Raw genomic sequence first — 8207 nt, 5'->3', positions numbered from 1 at the left:
CGGGCGCCCCTGCCGATGCCTCAGGGCGTCCGCCTGGAGGACGTACTTCTCCTCGTTGGGCGTGTAGTGGAACGCCTCGGGGAGCTGCGGGTCCGGGTTCGCGGAGGCCGACGACGGGGATGGGGACGACATCGCGGTCCAGCCTACTAGAACAGTCCGTCGAGGTAGCGGGTCAGCCTCTCGTAGTTGTCCGCGGTGTCGCTGGTCGCGGCGATCACCTTGGCGAAGGCGGCGTTGACCTCGGAGAACTGGGCGTCGAACTCCGTGGCCTTGGCCTGGAACTGGGAGCTGCCGGAGCCCTCCCACTGGCTGACGGTGGTCTCCGACTGCTCGTTGATCTGGGACATGATCGCCGAGAAACGGCCGAGGTGGGCCTGCTGGTCCTCGGCCATGCCCTGGAGGCCGGAGACGTTACCGTAAACGTCGAACTGGCTCATGGTGAACCCTTCTGGAAAGTGGGGGAAAGGGAAACGCCTCAGGCGTTGACCGGGCGGGAGAGGCCGCCGAGGTCGTTTCCGGCCTGGGAGAACCCGGAGCTGGAGTCGCTGTCGGTGATGTTGAACTGCTGCTGCCCCTCATTCAGCTTGATGCCGTTCTGGCTGCACCAGGTCATCAGCTCGTCGAAGCGGTCGGTGAGCTGGTCGCGGGCCTCACGGAAGCGGGCGAGCGCCTCGCCCTGGAGGGAGTCGGCGTCGTTGCTCATGTCCTGGATGAGCTGGTTCATCTGGGTGCGGATGCCGTCGGACTCCTGTCCGAGCTGCTCACCACCCGTCGCGAGGCTGTTGACGTTTTCAAGACCGACGTGGGACATCTGGGCCTTTCCGGGGAGTCGGGGGTGTGGGAGTTCCGCCTCCGGCCGCGTTCAACCAGGGATTCGTGTGATCACGGGAAAGAGGGGAGATTACGGACGATAGTAAGGATCTCACCTCCCGGTCAATGAAGGTGTGCTTTTCGTGACATCGGCCGGGCGGAGTGACGATTCGCTCAGCCCCCGGCGTGGACCAGGCCGATTCGTACGGTAGCGAACACGTACGACGGATGTTTCCTCGTGACGGTTCCCCCGGGGGGCCGGAAAGGGGCCCGGAACGGGCCCTGGCGCCGTGCCCGGGGCGTCCGCGCGCGCCGCCGCGATGGCCGGTTCCGGCCATGTGCCTTCCAGCGGTCGGCCCCTCCGCACAGCGGTTCCTAACCATCGCCGCCACCGCCCTCACCGGGGCTCGCACTCGGGGAGGGGCTCACCGGCTCCCGGACCCAGCGCACCGCCAGCGGCCAGCCGCCCATGGACGCGTCGTGGAACCGGGGGAAGACCTCCGTGGTCTCCTGTACCACGCCCTCCGCCAGGTCCACCCGGAACCAGGACTCCCCGGTCTGGAGCAGGACCGCGTCGCGCTCGGGCGCGGGCGCGTACTGCACCACCGGGCCGTCGCTCTCCTCCAGCAGCCGTGTGGACGTGTGGCTCCGCCCCTCCACCGCCACCAGGTACGCGCCCGCCGGGGGCTCCACGCCGTCGGCGGTGTCGGGGCGCAGCAGGGCCGTGCCCTGCCCCCACACCAGGGAGTTGTCGAAGGACTGCCACTGGCTTCCGTCGATGTTGAGGGTCGCGTTGACGACGCTGCCCGCCGTCTCCCTGACGACGAGGGTGCCGTTCCCGGGGGAGTCCGTCCGCCGGGTCGGCACGCTGTTGCGGATGTGCAGCGAACCGTCGGGGGTCAGCGCCCAGTCGCTGGGCCGCTGGTTCTCGCCGAGTGCGAGGCCGCCCTCCTGGTTGGGGGTGCCGGTCGGAGCCTCCAACGGCACCGACAGCACCTGGGGCGGCGCGCCGTCCTGCGGGGTCTCGGCGACGTACCACAGCCGCTCGCCGTGGATCACCGGGTGCGACAGGACCGCGCCCGCCGAGGGGGTGATGGACTCCACCGGCTGGTAGGAGATCTCCTCGACGTCGGCCCGCCCCGGGTCGGTGAGGGCGGTGATGTGGACGGCGTTGGGCTCTTCGGTCGCGTAGACGAAGTACTGCCAGTCCTGGGAGAACTGGGCGTGCACGGGCAGCCCCGGGGCCATCGGGTCGACCGCGCCGTCGGGCAGCGGGATGCTGTGCAGCGGCTGTCCGGTCCCGGGGTCGTGGAAGACCAGGACCTGGTCGGTCTCCGGGTCGCCGCCCTCGAAACCGCGGTGCAGCAGCGCCAGCCCGGACAGGCCCGTCTCGGTCAGCTCCTCCACGGTCTCGGCTTGGCCGTCGGACTCGCCGGACGCGCCCGTGCACGCGGTGAGGGCGAGCAGGCACACGGCCGTGGTCAGGGCGAGGGGGCGCCGCATGGAGCTGCCTTTCGGGGAACGTCGGGAACGGGTACGGGGACAGGGGCGGAGGCGGTGGTGGGGCCACCCCGAGCGTGCCGTGGTTCGGTCTGGGACGGAGTGCCCATTATCCGGTCCGGTGCGACGGGGTGTGCGTGGGGGGAGGCCCCGTGGCCCCGGACGGGGGCCTCCCGCGCGGTGTCGCCGCCCCGGTCACGCGGGCGGCTCGCTCCACCCGACCTGGACCAGGTCCGGGCGCTGACCGCGTCGGGCCAGCTGGGCGCGGCCGACGGGCAGCTGCCTGGACGCGGTGCCGTTGGCCAGACGGCCCTCCATCCGGTCCCCGGAGAAGATCATGCCCGGCGTGGCCATGTCGCTCAGCGCCTGGAGCACCGGCTCGAACATGGCCCGGGCCGAACCGCCCGTGCGGCGTGCCGCGATGACGTGCAGCCCCAGGTCGGCGCCCTGCGGAATGAACGGCGCCAGCGGCGCGAGCGGGTTCGACCGCGCCCCCAGCATGTCCATGTCGTCCACCACGACGAACAGGTCCAGGCCCTGCCACCAACTGCGTTCCCGCAGCTGCTTCGGGGTCACGTCCGGGCCGGGCAGGCGCTCCTTCAGCGACCCCGCGAGGTTCGCCGCGACCGCCTTGGTCTGGTCCGCGCTCGTGCAGTAGGCCAGCAGGTGCTCCTCGGGGACCAGCTCCAGGTGGCTGCGCCGGAAGTCCACCATGACCACGCCGATCTGCGTGGGCGGGCGTCGCACGACCTGCTTGACCAGTCCGCGCAGGAGGGCGGTCTTGCCGGTCTGCGGGTCGCCGAACACCACCAGGTGCGGGTCCCGGGCCAGGTTCGTGGTGGCCGGCGCCAGCGTGCTCTCGGCCATGCCCAGCACCAGTTCGGTGTCGCGGCGGCCCCTGGGCTCGCGGCGCCCCTTGAGCAGGTCGGCCAGCTCCACCTTGGCGGGCAGTGTCTTGACGCCCTGGACGGCCCGCTGCGGCCACCGTTCCCCGACCCGCTTGACCAGGTCGCGGATGCCGTCGGTGACGTCCTCGTCGCTGGCGACCGCGTCCACCCGCGGCAGGGCCACGTGCGTGTGGTGCTCCGCCGGGGTCAGGCCGCGTCCGGGTGTGTCCTTGGGCAGCGCCTCGGCGGCCTTGCGGCCGATGCCGGAGTCCATCGGGTCGCTCAGCCGGAGCTCGAACCGGCCGCCGAACAGCGCCTGAAGGCGGGACCTGATCTGGGAGGAGGCGGCGCCGGTGAGGATCGTGTGCACGCCCAGGGACGGTCCCCGGGTCGCGATGTCCATCAGGAGCTCGTCGGCCTCGTCGAAGGTGTCGCGCACCGACGACCAGCCGTCGACCATCAGGAACAGGTCGCCCACCACGCTCGCGGGGACCGTCCCGTCCGCGCGCGCCTGGCGCAGGGCGGCGGGGGAGTCCAGCCTGTGCTTGCGGAACACGCGCTGACGGCGGTCCAGCTGGGTGCGCACGTCCACCAGCACACGCTGCACCTTCTCCGGGTCGGCCCGCCCGGCCACACCCGCCACGTGCGGCAGTTCCTCCATGGCCTGGAGCGCGCCGCCGCCGAAGTCGATCGCGTACACGCCCACCCGTCCCGGCGGGTACCGCCACGCCAGACTCGCGATCACCGTGCGCAACAGGGTTGACTTGCCGGACTGGGGGCCGCCCAGGACGATGACGTTGCCCTCGGCGCCGGTGAAGTCCAGCTCGGCCGGGACGATCCGCTGCTCCCGGGGGATGTCGGTCAGGCCGATGACGGCGCGCATGTCCGACGGTCGCGGCTCGGTTCCCGGGCCCTCCAGGTCGTCGCCCTCGCCCAGGTCCGTCAGCACCCTGTCGAGGGTGAGCACTTCCGGCAGCGGCTCCAGCCAGATCGGCCGCACCTTCTCCGCGCCCGACGCCACCAGCCGGTCCACCGTGACCTGGAGCGTGGTGCGCTTGTCCTCCTTCGGCGCGGACTCCTCCTCCCTGGCCCGCATCGACTCCACGAGCGACTCCACCAGTGAACCCGCCCCGGTCACCTTGTTCAGCCCGTTGAAGGACAGCAGGGGAAGCACCGGCGCGTGCTCCTCCCGCTCCTCCTGGACCGGCGGCTCGTAGGGCTGCGACACCATCGCGGCCTTGAAGCGCTCGAAGACGGACGTGTCCACCTTCAGGTACCCGGACCCCGGTTCGGGGGGCAGGTGGTAGGCGTCGCCCACGCCGATGGCCTCGCGGCTCTCCGCCTCGGAGAACGTGCGCAGACCCACGCGGTAGGACAGGTGCGACTCCAGGCCCTTGAGCTTGCCCGACTCCAGGCGCTGGGTGGCCAGCAGCAGGTGCACGCCGATCGACCGGCCGATGCGCCCGATGGCCACGAACAGCTCGGCGAAGTCGGGGTGCGCGGTGAGCAGCTCGGAGAACTCGTCGATGATGATCAGCAGGTGCGGCAGCGGTTCCAGCTCGGGGTCGTTCTCCCGGGCGGCCTCGTAGGCGTGCAGGTTGGGCAGGTTGCCCGCGTTCTTGAGGATCTGCTGTCGGCGCACCAGCTCGCCGAAGGTCGCCTCGCGGAAACGCAGGACCAGCGAGTCGTCGTCGGCGAGGTTGGTGATCAGCCCGGCGCTGTGCGGCAGGCGGTCGGTGTCGGCGAAGGTCGCGCCGCCCTTGAAGTCCACCAGCAGCAGCGCCAGCGACTCCGGTGAGTGGTTGATGACCAGCGACGCCACCATGGTCCGCAGCATCTCCGACTTGCCCGAACCCGTCGCGCCGACCACCAGGCCGTGCGGTCCCATGCCGCCGAACGCCGACTCCTTCAGGTCCAGCAGCACCGTGTTCCCGCTCGGTCCGACGCCGATCGGCACACGCAGGTAGTCGCCGGTGCTGCGCTTGCGCCAGGTCCGCCGGGTGTCCAGCTGGGCGACGTCGGCCACACCCAGGATCTCCGGGAGCCCGACGGTGGCGTGCATGGCGTCGTCGCTGTCGGTGACGGCGATGCCGTACGGAGCCAGGGCACGGGCCAGGGAGGTCAGGTGGGCGACGTCGGACCGGTCCGCCCGGCCACGGAGCGGCGTGTGGGGGGAGTCCTCGGACGTGTCCCCGTGCTCGGCGTCCTCGGTCAGCGTGCCGTCGGCGTCGATGGTCAACCGCAGGTCCACCGCCTCCGGCTCCTCGCGCCGGTCCGCCACCAGGGCGATCACGTGGATGCCGAGGTCGGCCAGGGAGGCCACGGGCGGTTCCGCTTGCAGACCGGACAGGGTCGACTGGTACTCGCCGTCCAGGACGACGACCAGGCGCTGGGTGCCGGGTCCGGGACGAGCGCCGCGACGGCGCTGGAGGTCGACGGTACGCCGCTCGATCTCGTCGGCGAGCAGCTCGGCGATCTGCACGGTGTTGACCGCCACGAACCGGGCGGGCATCGGCCCGTCCTTGGCGTCGTCGAAGGTGTTGTGCGGCAGCCACTTCAGCCACTCCCACAGGGGGCGCAGCTTGTTGTCGCGCACCACACCGATCCGCAGGTCGTGCGGGGAGTGGAAGGTGGCCATCTGCGCGACGAGGGCGCGGGCCAGCCCACGCCCGGCCTCGCGGTCGCCGACGATCGACACCACGCCGTACTCGCGCAGCGGGAGGACCAGCGGCATCTCGGGGACGTCCGCGTACAGCTCGATGAGCTGGTCGGCCGCGCCCTGGCACACGGGGTCGTAGACGATCAGTGGCGACGAGGTGTCGAGCCGGAGCGTGAGCCGCCGTGCGAGGGGACGCGTCCCGGTGCCCGCGCGCAGCTCCAGGAAGTCCGGGTCGGAGGACNNGGGGCCCCGCCGCTCCCACCGGCGGGACCGGGAGCGGGCCGGATCGACGAGCAGTCGCGGATCGGGGTGGCGGAACGCGCTGTCGGCGCGCTGCACGGCGGTCACGTCCCGGACGATCTCGCGCAGCTGGTCGAGGTAGTCCACGTAACGCTCGCGCTGCTCGCGGATGCGCTTGCGCGGTCCGTTGTGCTGGGACACGAACATGATGATGCCGACGACGACGCTGGCCATCATGATCATCACGCCCGCGACGGCCATCAGCGGCCGGTGCCCCATGGTGATGGACATCAGCAGGGAGCCGGAACCGGTGATGATCGGCATGATGATCATCGCGCCGGAGCTCGACGCGGGAGGGTTCTCCGGCATCTGCGGGGGAGTCGCGATCACGAGCGGAGTGTTCCCGGGGGCGTTCGGGACGCTGCGAGCCGGGCGGGGGACGGGTCTCGTCGCCACAGGGATCTCTTTCGGTCCGCCTACGGGGGGCTGGTGTCTGGGTGACTACGCTAGGAATGATCTCGCGATCCCCGCGAATCACCTAATTCGCGCTTTCTCCCCTGCCCCCCGTGGGCGACCATCGCCCACGACGACGACAAAGGAATTCTTGGCGTGAGTGGATACTGCCGGGTCACGGTCACCGGGCCGGAACGCTGGGCCGATCTGGCACTTCCCGGAACGGTCCCCGTGGCCACTCTGATGCCGCGGATCATCGAGGTCTGCGCCCCGGACGAGGAGGGGACCGAGCCCGCCGCGTGGACGCTGACCACCCTGGAGGGCCATCCCGTCCGTCCGGACGAGCCGCTGGAGAACGCGGGCGTCTACGACGGTGACGTCCTGACGCTGGACCGCCGCACCGCGCCGAGCAGGCCCGCGCACGTGGACGACGTCCGCGGGGCGGTCGAGGACCGGGTCGACGAGACCGGGCACATCTGGAACCCGACGACGACGCTGTCCTTCGGCCTTCTCGTCGCGGCGATCGGCCCCCTGCTGCTGTTGGGGCTGATGACGCGGTTGAGCCCGTCCGCGTGGCACCTGGGGATCGCCGCGGCGGGAACCCTGTTCACGGTGGCGGTGATGCTGCTCGCCGCGCGCAGGCCGCTGCCCGCCGTCGCGCACGTGTTGTTCGCGACGGCCTGTGTGTGGGGCGCGGTCACCGCCGTTCTCGCCGCCACCCTGGTGACCTCGGCGGATCCGCTGGTGATGGCCGCCTTCGGGCTGTCCGGTGCGCTGTTGGTGGCGGTGATCGGCTGGGCGACGCACGAGACGGGACTGGCCTACGTCACCGGGCTCGGCGTGCTCGCGGTGACGGCCGCCGTGCTCGTGGTGGTGGGGATCTTCGTGGCACCGGTGCAGGGCGCCCGTGCCATGGGGCTGGCCCTGGCGCTGTGCGTGGGCGCGCTGCCGCGCGTGGCGATGGTGATGGGCGGGCTGTCCGGGCTCGACTACGAGGTGGGGCGCTCGGGGCAGGTCACGACGGAGCGCTTCGAGGACACGTTCGGCAACACCGACCGGCTGCTGCTGGGCGTCGTGCTGGGCGCGGCGGTGAGCGGCGGCGCGACGGTCGTGCTGCTCGCCTACCTGGCCACGGGTCTGCCCGACCTGCTGCTGTGCGGACTGCTGTCGGTGCTGCTGGTGCTGCGCTCGCGGCTGTTCGACCGGGTTCGGCACGTGCTGCCGCTGCGCCTGGCCGGTGTGCTGGGTCTGGGGGCGACGGGCGTCGCGGCCGTCGTCGAGTACGCGTTCCTGGCGCCGTGGCTGCCGCTGGCGGCGCTCGTGGCGGGGGTCGTGCTCGGGGTGCTGAGCTGGGTGCGGCTGACCGACGTGCCGCGGGCCTCGCTGCGCCGGATCCTGAACCTGACGGAGATCCTGGTGATCATCGCGATGTGCGCGATGTTCGCCTGGGGGATGGGCCTGTTCGCCTTCGTGCAGCGGATGACCGCGTAGGTCCGGTACGGCCGCTGCCCGGTGCCGGTGCTGACCCGGGAAGGCGCGGACTCGTCGACTTCTCCGCCACCGGGCTCATGGACATGGTGGAGGACATCCGAGGCCGGAGGGGGCACTCCTCCTCGAGAGCACCGTTCCTCCCCGGCTCCCCGGTCCCCGGGTGTGAC

5 protein-coding genes are annotated in these 8207 nt (G+C 71.5%); 1 reads left to right on the top strand and 4 read right to left on the bottom strand.

What is annotated here, in order from left to right; genetic code table 11:
• Positions 1-146: 146 nt before the first annotated feature.
• From D455_RS0104500 to D455_RS0104485, 4 genes are all read right to left on the bottom strand, one after another.
• Positions 147-437 (bottom strand): WXG100 family type VII secretion target, encoded by a 291-nt coding sequence (locus tag D455_RS0104500; protein ID WP_017569572.1) that lies wholly within the window; start codon positions 435-437, stop codon positions 147-149.
• A 38-nt stretch (positions 438-475) separates the two neighbouring features.
• Entirely contained in the window at positions 476-811 is a 336-nt protein-coding gene (locus D455_RS0104495; RefSeq protein WP_017569571.1) for a hypothetical protein, read from the bottom strand.
• A 374-nt stretch (positions 812-1185) separates the two neighbouring features.
• Positions 1186-2313, bottom strand: a complete 1128-nt coding sequence (locus D455_RS0104490) for a hypothetical protein (RefSeq protein ID WP_017569570.1) — start codon at positions 2311-2313, stop codon at positions 1186-1188.
• A gap of 192 nt (positions 2314-2505) precedes the next feature.
• Positions 2506-6429, bottom strand: a complete 3924-nt coding sequence (locus D455_RS0104485) for a type VII secretion protein EccC (RefSeq protein WP_017569569.1) — start codon at positions 6427-6429, stop codon at positions 2506-2508.
• A 276-nt stretch (positions 6430-6705) separates the two neighbouring features.
• Between D455_RS0104485 and eccD the strand changes: the two genes are divergently transcribed.
• Positions 6706-8040: a type VII secretion integral membrane protein EccD gene (gene eccD / locus D455_RS0104480; RefSeq protein ID WP_017569568.1), complete on the top strand. Its 1335-nt coding sequence runs from the start codon at positions 6706-6708 to the stop codon at positions 8038-8040.
• The last annotated feature ends 167 nt before the right edge of the window (positions 8041-8207 follow it).

The sequence above is a fragment of the Nocardiopsis halotolerans DSM 44410 genome, assembly GCF_000341065.1.
GTDB lineage: Bacteria > Actinomycetota > Actinomycetes > Streptosporangiales > Streptosporangiaceae > Nocardiopsis > Nocardiopsis halotolerans.
This window is presented reverse-complemented; position numbering and strand designations above follow the sequence as displayed.

What these genes read in the sequence shown, in the direction of transcription:
- D455_RS0104490 (WP_017569570.1), bottom strand. Translation starts at nt 2,313, where the DNA reads ATGCGGCGCCCCCTCGCCCTGACCACGGCCGTGTGCCTGCTCGCCCTC.
- D455_RS0104495 (WP_017569571.1), bottom strand. Translation starts at nt 811, where the DNA reads ATGTCCCACGTCGGTCTTGAAAACGTCAACAGCCTCGCGACGGGTGGT.
- D455_RS0104500 (WP_017569572.1), bottom strand. Translation starts at nt 437, where the DNA reads ATGAGCCAGTTCGACGTTTACGGTAACGTCTCCGGCCTCCAGGGCATG.